At 38.4% G+C, this 23,169-nt stretch carries 21 protein-coding genes, 1 other RNA gene and 1 pseudogene; 17 read left to right on the top strand and 6 right to left on the bottom strand.

What is annotated here, in order from left to right; translation table 11 throughout:
• Window position 1: 1 nt before the first annotated feature.
• The 8 genes from FHR85_RS07920 to rnr all read left to right on the top strand — a co-directional run bounded on the left by FHR85_RS07920 (window position 2) and on the right by rnr (window position 10,315).
• Window positions 2-1,237: a phosphoglycerate kinase gene (locus tag FHR85_RS07920; RefSeq protein WP_424923981.1), complete on the top strand. Its 1,236-nt coding sequence runs from the start codon at window positions 2-4 to the stop codon at window positions 1,235-1,237.
• The gene (gene tpiA, locus FHR85_RS07915; RefSeq protein ID WP_167262335.1) at window positions 1,238-1,999 is read left to right on the top strand and encodes a triose-phosphate isomerase; all 762 of its coding nucleotides are present in this window, start codon (window positions 1,238-1,240) and stop codon (window positions 1,997-1,999) included.
• Window positions 1,992-3,530 (top strand): 2,3-bisphosphoglycerate-independent phosphoglycerate mutase, encoded by a 1,539-nt coding sequence (gene gpmI, locus FHR85_RS07910; protein ID WP_167262334.1) that lies wholly within the window; start codon window positions 1,992-1,994, stop codon window positions 3,528-3,530. Before tpiA ends, gpmI begins: the two co-directional genes overlap by 8 nt.
• Before the next feature lie 236 nt (window positions 3,531-3,766).
• Window positions 3,767-5,050: a phosphopyruvate hydratase gene (gene eno, locus FHR85_RS07905; protein ID WP_167262333.1), complete on the top strand. Its 1,284-nt coding sequence runs from the start codon at window positions 3,767-3,769 to the stop codon at window positions 5,048-5,050.
• Between the two features lie 638 nt (window positions 5,051-5,688).
• Window positions 5,689-6,948 carry a dicarboxylate/amino acid:cation symporter gene (locus FHR85_RS07900; RefSeq protein ID WP_167262332.1) on the top strand — a complete coding sequence of 420 codons (1,260 nt, stop codon included), beginning with the start codon at window positions 5,689-5,691 and terminating at the stop codon, window positions 6,946-6,948.
• Between the two features lie 79 nt (window positions 6,949-7,027).
• Window positions 7,028-7,261, top strand: coding sequence for a preprotein translocase subunit SecG (secG, locus tag FHR85_RS07895; protein WP_167262331.1), 234 nt, complete (start codon window positions 7,028-7,030; stop codon window positions 7,259-7,261).
• Window positions 7,262-7,384: 123 nt separating this feature from the next.
• Complete coding sequence (locus FHR85_RS07890; RefSeq protein WP_167262330.1) at window positions 7,385-8,131, top strand: alpha/beta hydrolase; 747 nt, start codon at window positions 7,385-7,387, stop codon at window positions 8,129-8,131.
• A 24-nt stretch (window positions 8,132-8,155) separates the two neighbouring features.
• Entirely contained in the window at window positions 8,156-10,315 is a 2,160-nt protein-coding gene (gene rnr, locus FHR85_RS07885) for a ribonuclease R (RefSeq protein ID WP_167262329.1), read from the top strand.
• 26 nt (window positions 10,316-10,341) lie between these two features.
• Here rnr and FHR85_RS07880 read toward each other — a convergent pair whose 3' ends face one another.
• Complete coding sequence (locus FHR85_RS07880; protein WP_167262328.1) at window positions 10,342-11,211, bottom strand: GNAT family N-acetyltransferase; 870 nt, start codon at window positions 11,209-11,211, stop codon at window positions 10,342-10,344.
• 203 nt (window positions 11,212-11,414) lie between these two features.
• Here FHR85_RS07880 and smpB point away from each other — a divergent pair, with 203 nt between their 5' ends.
• Both smpB and ssrA read left to right on the top strand, forming a co-directional pair.
• Window positions 11,415-11,873, top strand: a complete 459-nt coding sequence (gene smpB, locus FHR85_RS07875) for an SsrA-binding protein SmpB (RefSeq protein WP_167262327.1) — start codon at window positions 11,415-11,417, stop codon at window positions 11,871-11,873.
• An 85-nt stretch (window positions 11,874-11,958) separates the two neighbouring features.
• Window positions 11,959-12,318: a transfer-messenger RNA gene (gene ssrA, locus FHR85_RS07870) on the top strand.
• A gap of 196 nt (window positions 12,319-12,514) precedes the next feature.
• Here ssrA and FHR85_RS07865 read toward each other — a convergent pair.
• Window positions 12,515-13,744, bottom strand: coding sequence for a mechanosensitive ion channel (locus FHR85_RS07865; protein ID WP_167262326.1), 1,230 nt, complete (start codon window positions 13,742-13,744; stop codon window positions 12,515-12,517).
• A gap of 313 nt (window positions 13,745-14,057) precedes the next feature.
• Here FHR85_RS07865 and FHR85_RS07860 point away from each other — a divergent pair, with 313 nt between their 5' ends.
• From FHR85_RS07860 to ftsW, 3 genes are all read left to right on the top strand, one after another.
• A complete protein-coding gene (locus FHR85_RS07860; protein ID WP_167262325.1) occupies window positions 14,058-14,882 on the top strand; it encodes an alpha/beta fold hydrolase in 825 nt (274 codons plus the stop codon).
• A 120-nt stretch (window positions 14,883-15,002) separates the two neighbouring features.
• The gene (locus tag FHR85_RS07855; RefSeq protein ID WP_167262324.1) at window positions 15,003-16,613 is read left to right on the top strand and encodes an ABC-F family ATP-binding cassette domain-containing protein; all 1,611 of its coding nucleotides are present in this window, start codon (window positions 15,003-15,005) and stop codon (window positions 16,611-16,613) included.
• A 441-nt stretch (window positions 16,614-17,054) separates the two neighbouring features.
• On the top strand, window positions 17,055-18,194 hold the full coding sequence (gene ftsW / locus FHR85_RS07850) for a putative lipid II flippase FtsW (RefSeq protein ID WP_167262323.1): 1,140 nt from the start codon (window positions 17,055-17,057) through the stop codon (window positions 18,192-18,194).
• A 46-nt stretch (window positions 18,195-18,240) separates the two neighbouring features.
• Here the strand turns inward: ftsW and FHR85_RS07845 are convergent, their stop codons facing one another.
• The 4 genes from FHR85_RS07845 to FHR85_RS07830 are packed head-to-tail and all read right to left on the bottom strand — an operon-like array spanning window position 18,241 to window position 21,316.
• Entirely contained in the window at window positions 18,241-18,651 is a 411-nt protein-coding gene (locus FHR85_RS07845; RefSeq protein ID WP_167262322.1) for a Fur family transcriptional regulator, read from the bottom strand.
• 5 nt (window positions 18,652-18,656) lie between these two features.
• Window positions 18,657-19,502 carry a metal ABC transporter permease gene (locus FHR85_RS07840; RefSeq protein WP_167262321.1) on the bottom strand — a complete coding sequence of 282 codons (846 nt, stop codon included), beginning with the start codon at window positions 19,500-19,502 and terminating at the stop codon, window positions 18,657-18,659.
• A gap of 17 nt (window positions 19,503-19,519) precedes the next feature.
• Window positions 19,520-20,272, bottom strand: coding sequence for a metal ABC transporter ATP-binding protein (locus FHR85_RS07835; protein ID WP_167262320.1), 753 nt, complete (start codon window positions 20,270-20,272; stop codon window positions 19,520-19,522).
• A gap of 24 nt (window positions 20,273-20,296) precedes the next feature.
• Window positions 20,297-21,316, bottom strand: a complete 1,020-nt coding sequence (locus FHR85_RS07830; RefSeq protein WP_167262319.1) for a metal ABC transporter substrate-binding protein — start codon at window positions 21,314-21,316, stop codon at window positions 20,297-20,299.
• 154 nt (window positions 21,317-21,470) lie between these two features.
• Between FHR85_RS07830 and FHR85_RS07825 the strand changes: the two genes are divergently transcribed.
• From FHR85_RS07825 to FHR85_RS07815, 4 genes and pseudogenes are all read left to right on the top strand, one after another.
• Entirely contained in the window at window positions 21,471-21,857 is a 387-nt protein-coding gene (locus FHR85_RS07825; protein WP_167262318.1) for a DUF302 domain-containing protein, read from the top strand.
• A gap of 83 nt (window positions 21,858-21,940) precedes the next feature.
• Window positions 21,941-22,147 carry a copper chaperone CopZ gene (gene copZ, locus FHR85_RS07820; protein WP_167262379.1) on the top strand — a complete coding sequence of 69 codons (207 nt, stop codon included), beginning with the start codon at window positions 21,941-21,943 and terminating at the stop codon, window positions 22,145-22,147.
• Window positions 22,148-22,210: 63 nt separating this feature from the next.
• A pseudogene (locus tag FHR85_RS14620) lies at window positions 22,211-22,306 on the top strand (IS1595 family transposase); the annotation flags it as partial.
• A 192-nt stretch (window positions 22,307-22,498) separates the two neighbouring features.
• Complete coding sequence (locus tag FHR85_RS07815; RefSeq protein WP_167262317.1) at window positions 22,499-23,056, top strand: SurA N-terminal domain-containing protein; 558 nt, start codon at window positions 22,499-22,501, stop codon at window positions 23,054-23,056.
• Window positions 23,057-23,169 lie beyond the last annotated feature (113 nt).

Raw genomic sequence — 23,169 nt, 5'->3', positions numbered from 1 at the left:
TATGTCCCTCCTTAAATTTAGCCTTGGAGGTATTCAAGTGAAACGAAAAATGAATTTACGTGATGTTGAATTACAAGGAAAAAGCGTCTTTTGTCGTGTCGATTTTAATGTTCCTATGTCAAAAGGTGAAATTTCCGATGATACCCGAATTCAAGCAGCTCTACCAACGATTATGTACTTAATACAAAACGGAGCGAAAGTCATTCTAGCAAGCCATTTAGGTCGTCCAGATGGTGAAGTGGTAGAAGAGCTTCGACTCGATCCTATTGCACAACATTTAAGTAATTATTTAGAACAACCTGTTTTTAAAACGGATGATGTCTATAGTGAAGATGTTTCTAAGGCAGTCGGTGAACTTGAAGAAGGTGACGTTATGCTTTTAGAGAATGTTCGTTTTGAAAAAGGTGAGAAGAAGAACGATGAAGCATTAGCGAAACAATTCGCGTCATTAGCAGATTTATATGTAAATGATGCATTTGGTGCAGCTCACCGTGCTCACGCTTCAACAGAAGGGATTGCTCACCATTTACCAGCTGTTTCAGGTTTCTTATTAGAAAAAGAAATCGAAGTACTAGGTAAAGCGTTAGACAACCCTGAACGTCCATTCACAGCAATCATCGGTGGTGCGAAAGTTAAAGATAAAATTGGTGTGATTGATCACTTAATCGATCGAGTGGATCACCTATTAATTGGTGGCGGCTTATCCTACACGTTTATTAAATCGCTAGGTCATGAGATTGGGCAATCATTATTAGATGAAGAAAATATTGATTTAGCGAAACAATTTATCCAAAAAGCGAAAGATAAAGGTGTATCTTTACATCTTCCAGTAGACGTCACAGTAGCAGATGATTTTTCTGAAGAAGCGAATACAAAAGTGGTACCAATTGATGAAATTCCTAGTGATTGGGAAGGCCTTGATATTGGTTCAGAAACAGTAGAGAACTTCTCACAAATCATCCGTGATTCTAAATTGGTCATTTGGAATGGTCCAATGGGTGTCTTTGAATATGAGGCATTTGCTAATGGTACGAAAAGTGTCGCTAAAGCTTTATCAGAAACTGAAGGCTATACCGTAATTGGTGGTGGCGATTCAGCCTCAGCTGTTGAGAAGTTTAATTATGCAGATCAAATGGATCACATTTCAACAGGTGGCGGTGCATCTCTTGAATTCATGGAAGGTAAGGTTCTTCCAGGTGTAGCTGCCCTTAACGAACTAGACGAAGAGGTGAAATAAATGCGTAAACCAATTATTGCAGGTAACTGGAAAATGAATAAATTAGCGGGTGATGGGGCTCGCTTTGTTTTAAACGTGCGTGAACAACTACCAGATGCTGAGCAGGTTGAAGCGGTTGTCTGCGCACCGTATATCCATCTGCCGTTATTAACGGAAGCAGCTCGTGAAACCTCTCTTGGAATCGCTGCACAAAACATGCATTTTGAAGATAGTGGCGCCTTTACAGGTGAAGTTAGTCCAGAAATGTTAAAAGACATTTTAGTCGATTATGTTGTCCTAGGACACTCTGAACGCCGTGAAATGTTTGGCGAGACAGACGAATCAGTTAACCAAAAGGTGAAAGCGTCATTCCAACATGACATGACACCGATTGTTTGTGTCGGTGAGTCTTTAGAACAACGCGAGAATAACGAGACGTTTACATTTGTCGAAAAGCAAGTGAAAGCTGGATTAGCAGATTTAACTGAAGAACAAGCCAAGCAAGTTGTGATCGCTTATGAACCGATCTGGGCGATTGGAACTGGAAAAACGGCAACAAGTGAAGAAGCGAATGATGTTTGTGCCCACATTCGCCAAGTGTTGAAGAATACTTTCTCAGAAGACGTCAGTGAAGCTGTCCGTATTCAGTATGGTGGTAGTGTAAAACCAGCTAATATTGATGAATTGCTAAGTCAATCGGATATTGATGGTGCATTAGTTGGTGGCGCTAGTTTAGAAGAAGATTCATTTGTGAAACTCGTGGAGGCTGGTGCTAATGCCTAAGCAACCATTAACCGCATTAATTATTCTAGATGGCTTTGCGATGCGTGATGAAGACTATGGTAATGCTGTTAGACAAGCTCATACACCAAATTTTGATCGTTATTGGAAGGAGTACCCTCATACAACGTTAACCGCATCAGGTGAAGCAGTAGGCCTTCCTGAAGGTCAAATGGGTAACTCTGAAGTAGGTCATTTAAATATAGGTGCTGGCCGCATTGTCTATCAAAACCTAACGCGTATTAACCTAGCGATTAAAGACGGTCATTTCCAAGGAAATGAAAGCTTCACGAATGCAGCGAATCACGTCAAAGAGCATGAAGGCGCATGGCATATATTCGGCTTGTTGTCAGATGGTGGCGTTCACAGCCATGAGAACCACATCCACGCGATGCTCGATGCGGCTAAATCACAAGGCATTAACGATGTCTATGTACATGCCTTCTTAGATGGTCGTGATGTTGGTCCGAAAACCGCTGTCACTTATTTAGAACGACTGCAAGCTAAGATGGATGATATCAATCTTGGCCAACTAGCCACTGTGTCTGGTCGCTATTATGCAATGGACCGTGATAAGCGCTGGGATCGTGTTGAAAAAGCGTTCCGTGCGATTCGTTTAGGCGAAGGTAAGCATGTTAAAGATGCTATTCAAGCCGTAGAAGCTTCTTATGAACAAGATGTCGTTGATGAATTTGTTGAACCATTTGTGTTAACGAATGAAAAAGATGAACCAATGGCAACAGTGAACAACGGCGATGCGATTTTATTTGCTAACTTCCGCCCAGACCGTGCGCAACAGCTGACAGATGTGTTTTCGAATAACCAGTTAGATCAATTCGAACAAGGTTACGACGATTTGAACGATTTATATATGGTGACGATGACACAATATAGTGATCAATTTGATGTGGATGTCGTTTATCCACCGAATTCACCGAAGAACACGATTGGTGAAGTCGTTTCTAATCAAGGCATGAGTCAACTGCGGATTGCTGAAACTGAGAAATATCCACATGTCACCTATTTCATGAACGGTGGAGCTGAGCAAACGTTTGAAGGTGAGAAACGCATTTTAATTGACTCGCCAAAAGTTGCGACGTATGATTTGAAGCCCGAGATGAGTGCTTATGAAGTAACAGACGCTTTATTAGAAGCTTATGATGAGGACGCCCCTAATTTAACGATTTTAAACTTTGCGAACCCAGATATGGTCGGTCATTCTGGTATGCTAGAGCCAACGATTCAGGCGGTTGAAGCTGTCGATGAATGTCTCGGAAAAGTTGTTGAGAAAATTCATTCCTTAGGTGGATCCGTAATCATTACTGCAGATCATGGCAACTCGGATATCGTTTTAAATGATGATGGTAGTCCGATGACAGCTCATACGACAAATCCTGTACCCGTAACCGTGACTAAGCCAGGTGTTGAATTACGCGAAGGCGGGGTATTAGGTGATTTATCACCAACGTTATTACAATTATTAAATGTCGAACAGCCTGAAGAGATGACAGGTCAATCATTAATTAAAAAATAGACTCTGTTAATGTTTAGTGTTGTTTTTCAAATGATGTAGCATTGAGTTGTTGAATTGTGAGAAGCGAAGGTGGCGACTCCAGTGGGAACAGCACGCGTCTCAAGACCCCGCAAGGCCACGCACTTGGGCCGAGGAGGCTTGAGCCGTGCCCCACGGAAAGCGTCCACCGAAAGCGGATCACAATTTCAACAACGGACTTTAACAAAGCTAAAAAATAAATCAAGGAGTGACAATCTATGCCTTATATTTTAGATGTCAATGCACGCGAAGTGTTAGATTCTCGAGGTAACCCAACAGTCGAAGTTGAAATCATGACAGACTCAGGTGCCTTTGGTAAAGCAATGGTGCCAAGTGGTGCTTCAACAGGTGAATACGAAGCAGTTGAACTACGTGACGGTGACAATGACCGTTACTTAGGTAAAGGCGTTGAAACAGCTGTCGAAAACGTTAATGAAATCATCGCACCAGAAATTGAAGGTTTCGACGTAACAGAACAACTTTTAATTGATCAAACTTTAATTGAACTAGACGGAACTGAAAACAAAGGACGCTTCGGAGCAAATGCCATTTTAGGCGTATCGATGGCAGCAGCTCATGCAGCATCCGATTTTGAAGGAAAACCTTTATATAAATATCTTGGCGGCTTCTCAGCAAGCACACTACCAACACCTATGATGAACATTTTAAACGGTGGTGAGCACGCGGATAATAACGTCGATATCCAAGAATTTATGATCATGCCAGTTGGTGCTCCTACGTTTAAAGAAGCCCTTCGCCAAGGTGCTGAAATTTTCCACGCGCTTAAGAAAGTACTTAAAGGAAAAGGTTATGCAACAGGCGTCGGTGACGAAGGCGGTTTCGCACCGAACTTGAAGTCTAACGAAGAAGCGCTTGAAACAATCGTTGAAGCGGTTGAAAAAGCAGGTTATACAATCGGATCGGACATTCAATTAGCAATGGACGTCGCGGCTTCTGAAATTTATCAAGACGGTAAATACAATCTTAAAGGTGAAGGCGTCACACGTACAGCTGAAGAAATGGTCGATTGGTACGAAGACTTAATTAACAAATTCCCAATTGTCAGTATTGAAGACGGCCTAGATGAAAATGATTGGGACGGTTTCAAAGTGTTGACAGAGCGTATCGGTGACCGTGTTCAACTTGTAGGCGATGACTTATTCGTAACAAACACGAAGAAACTAGAAGAAGGTATTGAAAAAGGAATCGGCAATTCTATCCTTGTTAAAGTGAATCAAATTGGTACACTGACTGAAACATTCGAAGCAATCGAAATGGCCAAACGCGCTGGCTATACAGCAGTTATTTCACACCGTTCAGGTGAAACTGAAGATGCAACCATCGCAGATATTGCTGTCGCAACAAATGCTGGTCAAATTAAGACAGGCGCACCATCTCGTACAGATCGTGTAGCTAAATATAATCAACTTCTACGTATCGAAGGCGATTTAATGTCTACAGCTTTTTACGCAGGCGAATCAGCTTTCTATAACCTAAAATAAGCGAGTAGGTTCACCCAAGGCGTGCTAACCGCCTTGGGTGTTTTTTATTTAGGAGAGGTAGCTTATATATATGTTGGAGTCGCTGATAAATTTGGTGAAGTCGCCGATATAATTGGAATCTCGCTGATATATGTTTTGAGGCGCCGATATATTCGGTAGGGCGCTGAAATAATCAGGATGCCGCTGATATATTTCATAAGTCGCTGATATGACAAAAATATCAGCGACCTACATGGAAAAAAGCTGCTCATCTCATGATCGCCGATCAATCTAGTAAAGTCGCTGATAAAATTGGTAAGTCGCCGATATTTTCAGAATGGCGCTGATAAAAATCGCGAGGCGCCGAAATAATCTAAAAGTCGCTGATATGCAAAATATATCGGCGCTCATAACCGCAATGGCGCTGATATATCAACTAAACCGCCGATAGATTGACATCAACTGTTCATCATTCGATTTCAGAGGTAGATTTAACAAAATTTGTATGACTCATTGCCCATATTAAATCTGACATAAAAAAACAATTGCAATTAACATTATTTTTACTATAATTTATAGCACGACTTAAAAATTATAATAGTTTTATATTTTTAGTAAGCGTTTGCATGAACATCTAAGAATATGAAGGAGGATTTACGTTGCAGAATTTAACGAAGCAAATCATCATTGCACTAATTCTAGGTATTGCTGTTGGTTTAGGTATGAACTTCTTTCTACCTGACTTATTTGGTCCAGTTGATCAATATGTTTTATCCCCAATTGGCGATATTTTCTTACGTTTGATTCAAATGATGGTTGTGCCTATTGTATTTGTTTCAATTGTACTTGGTACAGCAGGTCTAGGTGATCCGAAAAAGTTAGGGCGCATTGGTGGAAAAACGATCGGGTTTTTCCTTCTTTCAACAACTGTTGCATTAACCATTGCGATGTCGCTAGCATTGTTAGTTAAACCGGGAACACCAGGGTTACTTGATTCAGTTGAAATTGAAGAAGAATATCAAGCAGAGGAGACACCTTCTGTTGTCGAGACATTAGTCAATATTGTTCCGACGAATCCGATCGATGCCATGGCAAGTGGCGAAATGTTGCAAATAATCTTTTTCTCTATTTTTATCGGATTTGCTTTAGCTGTCTTAAGTAAGAAAACGGATAAGATCTATCATTTATTTGAACAAGCCTTTGATCTTGTGATGTATTTAATCAAAATCATTATGTATATGGCGCCATTGGGTGCGTTTGCTCTTATTGCTTCAGCTGTAGGTGGTGTTGGATTAGAAGCTATTCAATCAATGTTCGCTTACTTCTTAGTTGTCCTAGCTGCCTTACTGATTCATGCAGTCATCACGTACGGCTCTGTCATTAAATTTATGGCGAAGAAAAGTCCAGTTTGGTTCATAAAAAACTTTGCCCAAGCGATTAGTGTTGCGTTTGGTACAGCAAGTAGTAGTGCGACACTACCAGTATCCATGACAACCGCACAGAAGCGTTTAGGTGTGCGAGAATCGGTAAGTGGGTTTGTGCAACCAGTTGGTGCGACAATTAATATGGATGGTACAGCGATTATGCAAGGTGTCGCAACGGTCTTTATAGCTCAAGTTTATGCACAGAGCTTAAGCTTAACGGAAATGTTAACAGTTGTCTTGATCGCGGTCTTAGCATCGATTGGTACAGCGGGTGTTCCAGGTGTTGGTTTGATTATGCTCGCGATGGTATTAGACCAAGTTGGCTTGCCTGTTGAAGCGATTGGGCTCATTCTCGGTGTTGACCGTCTACTTGATATGGCACGTACGGCTGTTAATATTACGGGTGATGCAGCTTGTGCCTTGTACATTAATGAAACGGAACCCGATTTAGATGAAGAAGAAGATGACAAACCATCGCTTAATTCCAATGCCTAAAAACTATCTTGCATTGGTCGTCTTGTTTGTGCTAAAGTAAACTTATGGATTTGTGCGTAAGCATGAGGAGGTCAATGCAATGTATGGAGTTTTAGCGACATTATTATTTATTAATACGATTGCGTTAATTACCGTTGTTCTCTTACAACAAGGAAAAAGTGCTGGTTTATCTGGCGCGATTTCTGGTGGCGCTGAACAATTATTTGGTAAACAAAAAGCACGAGGTATGGAAGGGATTCTGCACCGTTTAACGGTCGTTTTAGGTGTGTCGTTTATGGTGGTTACATTCCTATTAGGTTATATCGTGCAATAAATAATACCGCTCATGGGAACAGCAAGTTATCAAACTTGCTGTTCTTTTTTAATCAAATAAGATGATTAAAAGTGGCATAATTAGGGAAATGTATCAATTAGTAGATTAGAAAGGGAGACCGACATGAAAATCAAAGAACCTAAACCATTTACATTCGAAGCAGGCCCACGCGCCGTTCTACTTCTACATGGATTTACAGGCCATTCGGCAGATGTCCGGATGTTAGGCCGTTATTTAGAAAAGCAAGGCTATACAACTCATGCACCCATTTACCGTGGTCATGGTAAGCCACCTGAAGAGCTAGCTAAAACAACAGCCGCAGACTGGTGGGAAGATGTAGAAGCAGCTTATGATCATTTGAAAGAATTAGGCTATGAAGAAATAGCTGTTGCTGGTTTATCACTAGGTGGAGTTCTATCACTCAAACTAGCAATGAATAAACCGATTAAAGGTGTTATTCCGATATGTACGCCGATATTTTTTGATAATAAGGACGAACTATCTGCTGGCTATCGATTCAAAGCCAAAGAATATAAACAGCTTGAACAGAAAGACAAAGAAACGATTGAACAAGAAGTAGACGAACTGATGGAACAGTCTACTGAAACGTTTGAAACATTAAGTCAATTAATAAATTCTGTTGAGCAAGACCTAGATACGATTTATACGCCTACGTTTGTATTACAAGCCGGTAGTGATGAAATGATTAACCAAGATAGTGCACAGCATATTTATGATAATGTTTCTTGCGATCAAAAAGATATTAAATGGTATGAAGGTGCACCACATGTTATTACTTTAAGTGATTATAAAGAACAAGTCCACGAAGATATTCACCATTACTTAGAGCAACTAGATTGGTCAAAATAAAAAATGAATGCAGAGGTGAACAATATGGAATTAGCAGAAATGAAACCAAGATTAAATACCTTTTTTCAAGAAGAGGCAACACGACCATTAAGTGTTGAAGAGGTACAAGACGAATTAGAATTAGAAGACAGCGAAGAATTGAAAACATTGGTGAAAGCATTAAATGAACTAGAAGAAGAAGGCATGTTAATTAGAAACCGTAAAGATCGTTATGGTTTACCTGAGAAAATGAATTTAATTCGTGGACGCATCCAAATGCACTCGAAAGGATTTGCCTTTCTAATCCCAGATCGTGAAGAACAGTCAGATGTTTATATTCATCAGTCTGATTTAAATTCGGCGATGAACGGTGACACGGTTCTAGTTAGAATCGAAAATGACTCCGCAAATGGTAACCGACCAGAAGGTACCGTGATTCGAATTGTTGAACGAAGCGACCAAAATATTGTCGGTACTTATCAAGATAACGGACGATTCGGCTTTGTGATTGCTGATGATAAACGAATTCCGGGTGATATTTTTATAAAGGAAGGCAATGAAAATGGCGCAGTTGATGGCCATAAAGTCATTGTAAAAATCAAAGAGTATCCTAAAGAGACTAAGAGTGCTGAAGGTGAAATTACACAAATTTTAGGTCATAAAAATGATCCTGGTATTGATATCCTAGCTATCATTCACAAGCATGGAATTAAAGCAGAATTTGATCAAGAAACACTTGATCAAGCGAATAATGTACCCGATACGATAGCAGATGATGATCTTAAGGGACGTCGTGACTTACGGGACAAGCAGATTGTGACGATTGATGGTGCCGATGCGAAGGATTTAGACGACGCTGTGCGGATTGAGCAATTAAATAATGGTAACTTTTTATTAGGTGTTTACATTGCTGATGTTACTCATTATGTGAAAGAAGGATCACCAATTGATAAAGAAGCATATGAACGCAGTACGAGTGCTTATTTAACAGACCGTGTGATTCCAATGATTCCGCATCGCTTATCAAATGGAATCTGTTCATTAAATCCTCAAGTTGATCGCTTAACATTAAGCTGCGAAATGGAAATTGATGATGCGGGCAAAGTCGTCCAACATGAGATTTTCCCTGCTGTGATTAAGACTGCAGCTCGTATGACTTATACAGATGTAAATGATATTTTAGCAGGTAATGAGGCTACGCGGAAAGAATACGAAACACTTGTGCCGATGTTCGAGACAATGGCATCTCTTGCGCAAACCTTAAGACATAAGCGTATGGACCGTGGCGCGATTGATTTTGATTTTAAAGAAGCGGAGATTGAAGTTGATGAAGAAGGCCATCCAACTGATGTTGTATTACGTGAACGTGGTGTAGCTGAACGCATGATTGAGGAATTCATGCTTGTGGCGAACGAAACGGTTGCGGAACATTTCCATTGGATGGACGTGCCATTTATCCACCGTATTCACGAAGATCCTGATTCAGAGAAACTACGCCATTTCTTTGAGTTTGTCACCAATTTAGGCTATCAAGTGAAAGGAACGGCTGATGATATTCATCCTAAAGCTTTACAACAAGTTATGGATCAAGTATCAGGTAGTAAAGAAGATCTCGTCGTTTCGAAATTAATGTTACGTTCGATGCAACAGGCGAAATATGCGGCTGAAAGTGTCGGTCACTTTGGACTGGCTACTTCTTATTATACGCACTTTACGTCGCCAATTCGACGTTATCCAGATTTAATCGTCCACCGTTTAATTCGCACTTATTTAATCCAAGATGACTTAAGTGCTGATACAACGGCTAAATGGAAGGAAGAACTTCCGGCTGTTGCGCGTCATACATCAGATATGGAGCGCCGTGCAGTTGATGCCGAACGTGAAGTAGATGATCTCAAGAAAGCTGAGTTCATGTCCGATAAAATCGGTGAAGAGTATGATGGTATCGTTAATTCAGTCACGAACTTTGGTTTATTCGTAGAACTTCCGAATACGATTGAAGGACTTGTCCATGTTAGTCACCTAACAGATGATTATTACAACTTCGACCAACAGCATCAAGTGATGATTGGTGAACGAACAGGTAATATATTCCGGATTGGTGATGAATTAAAAGTCCGAGTAATAGGTACAAATATCGAAGAACGTGTTGTCGATTTTGAAATCGTCGGAATGAAAAAACCGAAGAAAAAGAAAAAGGCATAAAATAAGAGGCTGCGAATCGCAGCCTCTTATTTTTTCCAATAACCGTGTAGAATCCAAGGATCTTGGAAAGTAAATGCTTCGTCATTTGGGATTAACTGTCGAGTTGATTCTGGAATATCAAAACGGAGGTTAAGATCATCTCCATATTGTTGCTTAAACTTACTTAACGTTTCATATAATGTTTTCATCAATCCAGGTTGTTCAAATAAGTCATCCCATAAATAGACGACATGTGCATATTGATTTTTCTTTTGATCATGTTTAACAATAATGAAACGATCTTGTGCATCATTTTCGAAAAACGTCCAACTTTCAAGTAAATCATCTGTTAATAAAGCTGGACTAGCTGGAAATGGATAATAAGATTCTAACGGAAAGATTACCGAGTCATCTTGTTTGATCGGATCAATCCAACGACGTTTTTCTTCTAGTGTCGTGAGTTCCTTCCAAGTATCGCCAGTAGCTTCCGGCATTTGTTCAGGTTGTGTCAAAACAGCAGGATATAACATCTCAAGTTGAGGTAATTTTAATTTCTCTAAGACACGTTTAGCAGCGAAATTATTTAATTGTGTGTTAGCCCCAATCCATTTGATAGGGTCTAATTGCTCTAACTCGTTAATTACATATTGAATAATGCTCGTTGCATGACCATTGCCTAAAAAGCGTTGATCACTTCTTAAACGCCCTAACATGCCATACTGACCTTGATAGACTGTGTAACCAGCGATCGAAGCGAGTTCTCCTTCAGAAAAAAGGCCATATAGTCGTTGGTTATCGTGAGTTACTAAACGCTCGAATACCCGAACCACATAGTCATCTTCAATACCTGTTTGCATGTTGGCAACAAGGGATTCATCATCTATAGTTAATTGTCGTATTTGCATTGTGTCGATCATAACAAAACCTCCATATCTTTCGTTTCCCTAATTAGTTAGAATGCCACAACATAAAAACAATTGTCTATTACAATGCATTAAAAATAACGAAAAAATTTTTGAATGATCATGACGAATTATAAGAAACCGTCAATCTAAGGAGAAGACAGTTTAAATGGACGCTTCTTTTTGGTAAAATAGCTTTTGCAGTGAGGAGGGTAAATATGCCGCAAAAAGATTCAAATGCCATTGCTACAAATCGTAAAGCAAGACATGATTTTCATATTGAAGAAACGTTTGAAGCAGGAATTGTGCTAAGAGGAACGGAAATTAAAGCGATTCGTGCGGGGAGAGTGAATTTAAAAGATTCATTTGCTCGAGTGTCGCGAGGTGAATTATACGTTCATAATTTGCATATATCGGAGTATGAACAGGGGAATCAATTTAATCATGAGCCAACACGTGCTCGTAAATTGTTATTGCACCGTAAAGAAATCAATAAATTGTCAGGCGAAACCCAACAAAAGGGTTATTCGATCGTGCCGCTGAAAATGTATATCAAAAATGGTGTCGCTAAATTATTGATTGGTGTCGGCCGTGGTAAGAAGAAATATGATAAACGTGAAGACTTGAAACAAAAGGATATGAAACGTGATGTCGAGCGTGCGTTGAAAGACTATTAGTGGAAAAGCTTACCGTTTTTCAAATGGCTACCCTCATGTTATAATAAGTTTGTAACGTTCGGTTAATAGCCAAACATCTTTAATCGGGGATGTTTTGGATTCGACAGGGATAGATCGAGCTCAGGTAGCGAGTCGAGGTGACGACTCGTTAAACGTCATTCAGTTAATAATAACTGGCAAACAAAACGATTTCGCTGTAGCTGCGTAAAGCAGGCTGCAGGATCCTTCCTGCCATCGCCCGTGTGGTAGATTGAAGGGTCTCAAAATGAAGCGGGCTACGCTAAAGGCCACCGTCTGAGGTCTTTAGAAGAGATTAATCAGACTAGCCATTCGGAAGCCTGTCGGTTGGCTGAAGAATCGGCGAATGACAATAAATCGAATACACTCGTAGAAGCCTGAGTGGCGATATCTCTGGACGCGGGTTCGAGTCCCGCCATCTCCATATGCATATGGTTAAGGATCGTTTGATGACTTTTCATCAAACGATTTTTTTATATTTTGCGGAGAAATGAAATAAGTCTTTAAACTTATTTCATTTCCCCGCTTATTTATTTGATTAGTTCACCGATTTATGAAATAACTTGAAATCACAAAATAAAACCAGGACTAGGTCTACCTAGTCCTGGTTATCATTTAACGTATTACTCTTTATTATTCATTTTCTCATCTAACTTCTCAAGTTGTTTCTTGGCAAAATCACGGCCGCCAATACCAAATGAAATGGCGAACGCAACAGCTAGTGAACCAAGAATAAGCATGAAGGCTAGGTTCACAATGCTAGGAGCAAATTGTAATTGATCCAGTGTCATGAAGACTGCAAACACAATCACCGTATATTTAACGAGTGTTGCAGATAGCTTGCTATTTGAATATTTCATCATAAGATTAGCTAGTAGGTTGGCTACGAATAAGCCTATTCCCAGAATAGCTAGAGCGCTAATTAGGAACGGTAGGTACGTAATGATCGCCGAACCAATTTTATTTAACACTTCTAATTGGAGGACATTAAACGCCTCGACTGTGAAGAATAGAATAATTAGTACTTTAACGGTCGTACCAATAATTTTAGCAAGATCTACATTAGGTTTATTAGCTTCATCAATGCCAAATGAACTGTAGATATTGTTAATCCCTGTACCATTTAACAGATTGGTTAGTAATGAACTAACGAGTGATGCAATGTAATAACCTGCAATCAATAAGATAATCGCAACTAAGATATTTGGTACTAATGCTAGTACTTGATCTAACACCATCACAATAGGGTCTGACACAGAAGAGATTTCTAGTGCTTCAAGTGCCACAGTAATAATAGGAATTAGAATAACGATGAATAAAATATTCGCTAAAACATTTGCTAAGCTGTCTTGATTTTCTTCTAAAGATTGGTCGTCTTTGTTCGGATTCACTTTGTTAAACCAATCATCAACTTTTAGACTTTGTAAAAACTTGAGAACGATCTCTTTAACTAATTTAGCGACAAAATAACCAACAATTAATATGATTCCTGCTGCTAATAAGTTCGGGATAAACCCAAGAATCTTGTCCATCATATTCGTGATTGGCTCTGATACACCATCCATATTTAAGGCATTAAGAATGGCTGGTATAAACAGAATGAATACTAAATAGTAAACAATCTTACCAACTGAACGTAAAGTGTGATCTGCTGATTCTTTGGATTCAGCGATTGGTGTTTTCTCTAATGCTGAACCAACTTTCGCTTTTACGAGTAATTTCTGAATAATAGCTTTGGAAATGCTAGCGACGATCCAAGCAAGAAGTAATAATAAAAGTGCTCCGATGACATTAGGTAAAGCTTGGATCAAGTCATTCATCATACTCTGCATAGATTGATTTAAGTCTGACATGTTCATTCTCCTCTCATAAATTTGTTAATGTGTTGCTTTGAGATCATCATTAATAAGTAAGAGACTTAATCCCTCCTTAAAAAAATTACGATTTTGTGACAAAATCCGATTCATTTCATCTCTACCCGTAAATACTACTTCATAATCATAAAAGGTGAATTTTTTCAAAAAATTAAAATAGATAACCGCTAAACTAGGAAAGATATAGAAGGTTGTCACATAATTGCCAATACGGCTTTGCATGACAGTTGAGTGAATATGTGATAAATTATAATAAGAATAATGTATGTTTAGGTTGTTGGGGAGGCACTTCATGTTATTAGATTATAAAATATATCAGCACGATTCGAGCCAGGAATGGGTTGTATTTTTACATGGTGTTGGTGGAAATCACACGATTTTTTATAAACAAGCTAAGCAATTTAAGAAAAACTTTAATTGTTTATTTATAAACTTTCCTGGACATGGAAAAAGCAAACCATTAGATGCCAAATATACGACACGCAATATAGCAGATAAAGTTTTAGAAGTATTAGATCATCTGAGTTTACGCAAAGCCCATTTCATCGGGATTTCATTAGGGTCGATGGTCATGACAGAAATTGGCCATAAAATGCCAGATCGTGTCGCATCGATGACGATGGGTGGCGCGGTTGTAAAATGGAAGTTTTGGACGGATATGCTATTCAAAATTGCATATAAAGTACGTTCATTTGTGCCTTATATGTTGTTATATAAGTTTTTTGCACGTATTTTAATGCCAAAAAAGAACCACAAAGATTCACGTACGACATTTGTGAATGAAGCCTCAAAACTGGGGCAACGGGAATTTGTTCGGTGGACAGAACTACTGACGGTTTCAAAAAGTTTATATAAGCGATTTTTATCCATGCCGAAACAGATACCTAAATTGTATTTGATGGGTGATGAAGATCATGTATTCTTGAAAGGAGCACAATTTGCTGCTGACCGTGATCCTAATGCGTCATTACAAATCATTGATGACTCCGGTCATGTTTGTAATATTGACCAAGCAAATCAATTCAATGATTATACAATTTCATTTATCGAAAAGCATACGGATGATGGAGCAAAGAATACAGATGAAAAATACAACGAAAATATAACGATTGCTTAACATCTACCCTTCAGTATAATTGCTGGAGGGTTTTATTTGTCTATATTAAAGAAATTATTCGGCAATGAATTTCATCCGTGTTATACTAAATGTGGTAAACTATGAAGTGGAGGAAAAGTCATGTTACAAGTTACAAATGTCGGGTTACGATTTTCTGATCGTAAACTGTTTGAAGATGTTTCTATAAAATTTACTAAAGGAAATTGTTACGGATTAATCGGTGCGAATGGCGCTGGTAAATCAACATTTCTTAAAATATTGTCCGGAGAAATTGAACAACAAGAAGGTCAAGTTTCGATTGGCAAAGATGAACGTATTGCCATGCTTAAACAGGATCACTTTGCTTACGAAGAAGAGAATGTATTACAAGTTGTCATGATGGGACATGAACAATTATATAATGTCATGCAAGAAAAAAACGCCATTTATGCAAAAGGTGAATTCACTGAAGAAGACGGTATGCGTGCAGCAGAACTTGAAGGTGAATTTGCAGAATTGAATGGTTGGGAAGCTGAAGGTGACGCCGCATCCTTATTATCTGGTTTAGGTGTTAAAGAAGAATATTACCATAAACAGATGAAAGACTTACCAGAAAGTGAAAAAGTAAAAGTCTTATTAGCGCAAGCATTATTCGGTAATCCAGATGTTCTTTTACTTGATGAGCCAACAAACGGACTTGATATTCAAGCGATTCGTTGGTTAGAAGAGTTTTTAATTAACTTTGAGAATACCGTTATTGTCGTTTCCCACGACCGTAACTTCTTAAATAATGTTTGTACGCATATTGCGGATTTAGATTTTGAGAAAATCACATTATACGTCGGTAACTATGATTTCTGGTATGAATCAAGCCAATTAGCACAAAAAATGGCGCAAGAAGAGAATAAGAAAAAAGAAGAAAAAGTTAAAGAGCTGAAAGAGTTTATTGCTCGATTTAGTGCCAACGCGTCTAAGTCACGTCAGGCAACATCTCGTAAGAAGTTGCTCGATCAAATCACGCTTGATGATATTAAACCATCATCCAGGCGCTACCCTTACATTGCGTTTAAACCAGATCGCGAAATTGGTAATGATCTTTTAGAAGTGAATAACTTGTCTAAAACGGTTAATGGTGAAAAGGTATTAAATAACGTTACATTCCGTATGAATAAAGATGACAAAGTTGTTTTACTCGGTGACGATTTAGCTAAAACAACATTAATTCAAATTTTAATGGGTGAATTAGAGCCAGATGAGGGTTCATTCAAGTGGGGTGTGACCACTTCTCAATCGTACTTCCCGAAAGACAATTCTGCGTTTTTCGAAGGGAATAATAAAACGTTAATCGAGTGGTTACGTGATTACTCACCTCAAGACGAAAGCGAAAAATTCTTACGTAGCTTCTTAGGTCGAATGTTATTCTCTGGTGATGAAGTATTTAAGAAAGCGAATGTGCTTTCGGGTGGTGAAAAAGTTCGTGCTATGCTTTCGCGGATGATGTTAAGTGAAGCGAACGTATTATTATTAGATAATCCGACGAACCACTTAGATTTAGAATCGATTCAATCATTAAACGAAGGCCTAATTAATTTTAAAGGCTCAATTATGTTCACATCACATGACCACCAGTTTATTCAAACAATCGCCAACCGCATTATTGAAATTACAGATGAAGGTGTCATTGACCGTGAAATGAGTTATGAAGAATATCTAGATGACGTGAAGAAAATCGAAACACCAACTTTATCTTAGACTTAGCCTTTGATGAAGTTCGTTGTTGATATTGTGATCCGCTATCGGTGGACGCTTTCCGCGGGCATGGCTCGAGCCTCCTCGGCAACTAAATGAACTTCGGCTAAGTACCGGACGTCCTGTCCGAACGCTGAAGTGACCCACATCCTGTGGCCCTCTGGGGGTCTCGAGACTCATGCTATTCCCGTGACGGCCTGGACGGCCTAATGTCGACGTTGGTCACAGGACGTGACCGCTTTTAGTCGACCAGGAGTCGCCACCATCGCTTCTCACAATTCAACAACTTTGTGTTAAATCATTTGAAACTCAATTCTAATCTTTAGTAGAACCCAGGTTATAAAACCCGCTGAAAATCAGCGGGTTTTAAATTTATCTCAAAATAGTCCTAAAATCTACTATCCATAGAAGTAAGTTATCCGTTATGATGGTAGATATAGGAGCGTGTTCGTATTGAAGCAGTTGAGACAACATTTAAAACATTTTGATTACCCGCTATTTGCGACTGTTATCAGCTTAGCTGTAATCGGAATTGTGATGGTCTATAGTGCTAGTTTTATTTATGCAGGGATGAATCCTGATATTAACGATTCATCACATTATTTTGATCGCCAATTAATGTGGTTGATCATCGGCATAGGTGTCTTTGTTATAGCTAGCTTATTTTCTTATCGCAATCTTGGTCGCTTAGTTAAACCAATGATCATCGTGACGCTCATATTATTGTTACTCGTATTAATTCCAGGAATAGGAGTTGAACGAAATTTTGCGACACGTTGGTTGAACTTTGGTCCGATTTTATTTCAACCATCGGAACTAGCAAAAGTAACGATGATCATTTACTTTGCCAAAGTTTATACCAATAAACAAAATAAACTTAATCACTTTGGACAAGGTGTTTTGCCACCCCTTATAGTGTTAGGTCTAGTGTTTGTATTTATCTTAATGCAACCTGACTTAGGTACAGCGGCATCGATTATAATGGCATGCGGAATGATATTATTATTTGCAGGGATACGACTTATTCATTTATTCGGTCTAGGAATTATTGCGCTTGGCAGTATGATTGGGTTGATTTTTTCATCTGAATATAGAACAGATCGATTTACGTCTTTCTTGGATCCATTTGCAGATCCGTCTGGTGAGGGTTATCAGTTAATTCATTCCTTAATTGCAATAGCGAACGGGGGACTGACAGGAGAAGGGCTTGCAAACAGTGTGCAAAAGGCTGGTTTCTTGCCAGAAGCTCATACAGACTTTATTATGTCTGTTATTGCTGAAGAATTAGGGATGGTCGGTGTGTTACTTGTCATTGGCTTGTACATATTCTTGATGTTCCGTGGTATATTGGTAGCTAAACGGGCTCCGGACCAATTTGGTAGGTTATTAGCGTTTGGTATTACATTCCAGATTATTACACAGGCGATGATTAATCTTGCAGCTGTATCTGGGTTGATGCCGATCACAGGTATTACATTGCCTCTTATAAGTTATGGCGGTTCGTCATTACTCATTACGTTTGGATTACTCGGTATTTTAATGAATATAGCGATTAAAGGCCATATTAATCGACGTGTAGAATAAAAATAAAAAGATCGAATTGAGGTTGTTAGACTCAATTCGATCTTTTTTATTGGCATGCTGGGCATTTTCCGTATATTTCGAACTTATGATTTTCGATCGTGTAACCCGGAAAATCTTGCTGAATATAATTCATCGGACAAGCTTTTATTGTTTTAGTTTTACCACATGAATGACAGATGAAATGATGGTGGTGCTCATCATGGCCGCATGATAAACGAAAATGTTTTTCTCCGTTTAAGTCTGTCGATTCTAGTATGTCTAAATCACGAAATAAGTGAAGGTTACGATAGACTGTATCATAGCTAAGACCATCGTATTTATCGGCCATATAATTTAATAGATCACTTGCGGTACGATAACCATCTTCTTCAGTGAAGAACGATAGAATATCTTCTCGTTTTTTCGTGTATTTATAACCTTCATTTTTTAATGTTTCTAACGCTTCATTTAGTCGCATGCCTCTCACCCTCTATAGATGTAAGCTAAATACCATTTTTTAATGAGTAATGTTAAGCCGAGTAGAATCGCTGCTGTGATCACGATCGTACCACCCGGAGGAATTTCAAAATAATAACCCGTAATTAATCCGATAATAACGGCAACTTCACCATAAATAATACTAAAAATAAGTGTTTGTTTAAAGCTTTTTGCTAGTCGCATAGCTGTTGCAACAGGTAGAGTCATAAGTGCTGAAACCAGTAATACACCAACGATTCGAATTGAAGCTGCAATCACGAGTGCGGTCATGATGATAAACAAGTAATGAATGATTTTGGCATGAATACCCGAAACAGTCGCGAATTCTTCGTCAAATGATAGAGCAAATAACTCTTTGTATAATAATGTAATGACAATCAAGACAAAAATTGCTGTAAATAAAACAACATACAAATCAGATTGACTGACAGCTGCCACTGAACCGAATAGATAAGCGTAAATATCGGTGTTAATTCCATCAGCCATAGCAATAAATACAACGCTCAGTCCAACCCCAACAGATAATGTGATGGGAATAGCAATCTCTTGAAAGGACTTATAAACATGACGAAGATTTTCAATCACGATTGCGCCAAGTACTGAAAAGAAGATCCCTGTATGGAATGGCGTAAACATGAGTAAGGTGTATTTCTTTTGCATCAGTAAACCAAATGAAATACCAGCAAGTGTAACGTGAGATAAACCGTCTGATATAAGTGATAATCGACGCACGACAATGAAAGTCCCTAATAAAGGGGCAAGTAGTCCCACGATTAAGCCTGTATAAAAGGTGTTGCGTAAAATTTCAAAGTTGAGTAAAGCGTCAAGCAAGAATGCCCCTCCTAACGTTAATGGTGATGTGTGATCGTGTTCATCGCATGGCCATAGATTTTCGAGCGTTGTTCATCAGACATACCTTCGAAATCATTTGGGTTACCATGATAATGAACAGATTTATTTAAACATAGTAAGTCATTGACATGAGTGGTGATTGTGCCAATATCGTGAGACACAAGGATTAATGTGATGCCTAGTTGCTCGTTTAATTGTGATAAGAGCTGATAAAATTGCTCAACATTTTCAGTGTCAACACCAACTGTCGGCTCGTCTAAGATTAATAGTTTTGGATTATTCACAATAGCTCTCGCGATAAAAATTCGTTGCTGTTGACCGCCTGATAAATCACCAATATTGTGATTAGCGTATTCCAACATATTGACACGGTCGAGTGCTTCGAAAATTAAATACTCATATTTCTTTGTTGTCGGTCGCCAAATACTAGCTTTAGTCGTTAACCCCATGCTCACAACTTCTTTTGCTGTAGCTGGAAAGTCACGACTGAATGAGTTTGCTTTCTGTGAGACGAAGCTAATATGACCTTTATTATGAAACTTTTCGATTGGTTTATCGAAAGCTGTAATCGACCCTTTTTGTACTTTTTCTAAGCCGAGCATCAATTTAATGATTGTCGTTTTACCTGAACCGTTAGGGCCTACTAACCCCACAAAGTCGCCTTCGGTAATCGTGAAACTAACATCATCCAACACTTTATGATGGTCATAGCGATGAGTGACGTTATTTACTTCAATTAAATGTGACATATTGAATCCTCCTCACGTGCTCAGTTAATCCTGATTAATCGTATCCTTTAAGACTTCTAAGTTGTTCTCCATAATATCGACGTAATCAGCGCCCTGTTCGATATTGTCTTCTGTAATTGTTTCTAGACTGTGTAATTCATAAACTGTTAAATCAAATTCATCAGCTATTGTTCGTGCTAAACTGTCATTACGATTTTTCTCTAAAATAACGTGGTTGAGATTGCGTTCTTCAAGTGTTCCAAAAAGCTCTTGTAATTCTTTTTGCGAAGGATCTTGAGATGATGAGAGTCCGCGAATGCCATGCTGTTCAATGCCATATTCTCGCTCCCAGTAACCAAAGGCTTCGTGAGCTACAAGAATATCGACAGATTGATTACTAAGAGTTGATTGAAACGATTGATCCAGTTCTTTCATTTTTTTTGAAAATGATTCAAAGTTCGTCTCAAATGTTTCAGCATGGTCTGGGTACATATCTTTAAGTTGTGCAAGAATTAGATCACCAGCTTGTGTCATTCGAGCTGGATCTAACCAAAAATGCAAATCAAGTTCACCGTTTTCATGATCGTGTCCATCTTCATGATGATGGTTGTCATCATCACCGTGGTTATCTTCATGGTTCTGTTCAGCCTGATCATCTGAAGCGTTATCGGCAAATAGATTATCAGCTTGATTGGCTAATGAGTAGGTTTCAACACCCTCGCCTTTAACGGTACTAGCTAGTGTATCCGCAAAAACTTCTAAGCCGTTCCCTACGTAGAAAAATGCATCGTGATTAGACATGTCAATCATGTCCTTGGTTGATGGTTCATACGTATGGGCATCAGCACCTGGTGGGATGACGGTTTCGACGGTAATCGTATCACCAGCAATTTCAGAGACTATATACTCTAACGGATAAATAGACGTGACGACGGTTCCAGTCATTTCTGAATCGTCAATATTGTTTTGGTTGGAGTTTTTTTCATTAGCTTGTTCCGTTTCTTCCCCACAAGCTACAAGCAAAATTGTTATAATTAAAATAAATGCAATTAATGAACGTCTCATTTGTTTTATCTCCTTCGTTTTAATAAGCCAAATAAGATTTTATCGTAATGATTACGATTTGTAAATAAGAATGATTACGATTTACTGTTGTGTTTGTTCATTATCATTTTTGGGTATGTTATGAATGGAATACTTATACATGGAGGGGTTTATGATGTTTGATTATACAGTGACGACAAATAAAACGATTGAACAAGCAATCGATGATCTTACAGCTTCGCTCAAAAATGTTCAATTTGGTGTGTTATGGGATTTTGATGTGAAGGAAACGTTGCATAATAAAGGGTTTGATGATTTTGATCAAACATTTAGAATTTTAGAAGTATGTAATCCTAAAGCCGCTAGAGATGTACTAAGTATGGAAGAAAAAGTTAGTTATTTCTTACCATGTAAGGTTGTTGTTTATGAAAGTCATAACGAGACCAGAATAGGTATGCCAAGACCAACGGCATTAATGAGTCACATTGATTCAAAAGATGTTCAGGATTTTGCATCTGACATCGAGGAAACGATGATTAAAGCTATTGATGAAGCCGTCTAAATTTTTAATATTTTTTATTTGAAAATTCTATACGTATGCGTAATAATAGGAGCAAAGCTATTAAGGAAGGAATGAATGAACGAATGGAAATGACATTGAAAGTCCAAGGCATGTCTTGTGGCCATTGTAAACAAGCTGTCCAAGGAGCATTGAAAGAGCTAGACGGAATTGTTTCTGTTGAGGTCAATTTAGATACTGGTAATGTTGATGTCACATACGATGAAGATACAGTAGGTAAAGAAGAAATGGAAGAAGCCATTGAAGAACAAGGTTATGATGTTCTTAACTAAATAAATTAACTAAAACCTCGGCGACTGCCGAGGTTTTTTCATGCCGTTAATAAATACCAATGACGGCTAAAAGGTTGGAAGCAACGTTTGAATAGCGTGGCGACGAAGTATTTGGATCATTATTTAGCGTGCACCCAAAACTTAGAAAACATTAAACATCTATGAAACGAATTTACAATGGACGACTTGATCAATTTAAGTAATTCAATTCCAAATAAAGGAACCTATGATACAATTAGTTTACCTGAATTTACTGCACTAAGTTATAACCTTATTTAACTATCTGGGCAGGATTATTGAAGAAGCCATGTATCACAAAGTTGGTACTTATACAGAATCAGGGGTGAACCAATGAACAAGTTAGTTAGCAGTATTATTTTGATAAGCTTAAGTTTTATAGTGGGATGTTCAGACTCAGCCACATATGACAATGACGAAGTAGCCGCTATTGTAAGGGGAGAAGAAATAACAGTTGGAGACATTCGCTTTTTCTTTGAGTTGGAAGATGAAGATTTACCTGAAGTTGTTGAATCAATGGTTAGGGAAACTGTTGTTATTCAAGAAGCTAAGGAAATGGGAATCGATGTATCAGATGAAGTCGAAGGCTCAATTGAATTCTTTGGTCAGTATCCTCCTGAAAATGTTGATACTGATGAAGCAAATGAGATTAGAGAATTTGCAAAGGCTCAGGCTGAGAGGTTTGATATGAAGCCAAAAGAGTATCATAAGGAATATATTGAGAGAAGTGCTAAAAGAAGTGCCTATCAAAATGAATTTTTTAAAGAACGTTTTGGTGAAAAGCAGCCTGAAACAGAAGAAGAAGCTGAAGAAATGAATCACGATATACAACAAACAATTGATGCGTTATTAAAAGAACACGAAGATGAAATTGAAATCCTAATTAAATAACTTGAAGAACTAATCTAATAAATAGAGGAAATTTTGAAATTTCAAAAGAAATAATTAAAATTTTGACTGAAAAATGATAAAATAGTAAACGGTTTCACAATCATGTTGGACAC

Origin of the sequence: Alkalibacillus almallahensis (assembly GCF_011761495.1) — a bacterium.
GTDB classification, from domain to species: Bacteria; Bacillota; Bacilli; order Bacillales; family Alkalibacillaceae; genus Alkalibacillus; species Alkalibacillus almallahensis.
Note: the sequence above shows the minus strand (reverse complement) of the source record. Positions and strands in the feature narration are given on the sequence as shown.